The organism is Stenotrophomonas pictorum JCM 9942 (assembly GCF_001310775.1).
Classification (GTDB): domain Bacteria; phylum Pseudomonadota; class Gammaproteobacteria; order Xanthomonadales; family Xanthomonadaceae; genus Stenotrophomonas; species Stenotrophomonas pictorum.
Genome location: NZ_BAZI01000716.1, coordinates 1 through 786, shown reverse-complemented (window position 1 = coordinate 786; position 786 = coordinate 1). Strand labels below are relative to the sequence as shown.

Sequence of the window (786 nt, the reverse complement as noted above, 5' to 3'; positions counted from 1 at the left end):
CTGCTCGGCGGCCGGCGCATCGATCACCTGCAGCAGCTGCGCCAGCCGCCAGTAGCTGGTCTCCGTGCCACGCAGGCGCTGGTAGTCGTCGCTTTGCACATAGGCGCCCAGCGCCTTCCGCTCGGCCTGGCTGTACGCCTCGCGGAACAGCAAAAAGCCGTTGCCCGGGCACTCCACCAGCGGCCACGGCGACTGGATGGCGCCATAGGCGCGCCCATCCAGGAAATGGCCGAACGCCGTGCCCGAGCCCATGGTGCTGGCGCTGAAGCGCTCGCCCCCCACCGGGCAGACGTAATCCACCGTCATGAAGGTCATTGCCGCCGCCGGCGCCGCCAGCATCGCCAACAGCACGCCCAGACCGATCGTGATGCGCTTCATACCCCGTCCCCCGTGTCCGCTGAAGCGGCGACGATAGCAGTCAGCCAGGGGATCGCGGCAGGGTCCAGGACCGGTGCGGCGGGCTCCGCTGCCAGCGCCCGTCAGCGGCCGCGCGCCAAATCCCCGGCACAGTTCCAGCGGTGCCCGCTCCGGTCGCCGCCGCAGGACACGACATGGAAGTCGGCACCAGGGCCGTGCCACGCCGCGGCGCCTGGAATGGGATCGGTCCGGAGCGCACCGCCGGCAACGGCCCACGGATCGATGCGCAGCAACCGCCACCATCGACCCGTCCAGACAGCGGTCAGGGAGTGGAGGGGTATCGGCCATGTCGCCGGCGCAGCAGCGGCGCGGCGGTTTCCCGTGCGATCAGGTGCCCGCCCACCTCCGTGTGGACACGCTCCGGCAGAT

The 786-nt window shown here is 71.0% G+C and carries 1 protein-coding gene; it reads right to left on the bottom strand.

Translation table 11 applies throughout. From position 1 onward, the window contains the following. The coding region (locus JCM9942_RS17255; RefSeq protein WP_157723051.1) for a hypothetical protein at positions 1-378 on the bottom strand (378 nt) is incomplete at its 3' end. Positions 379-786: the final 408 nt, after the last annotated feature.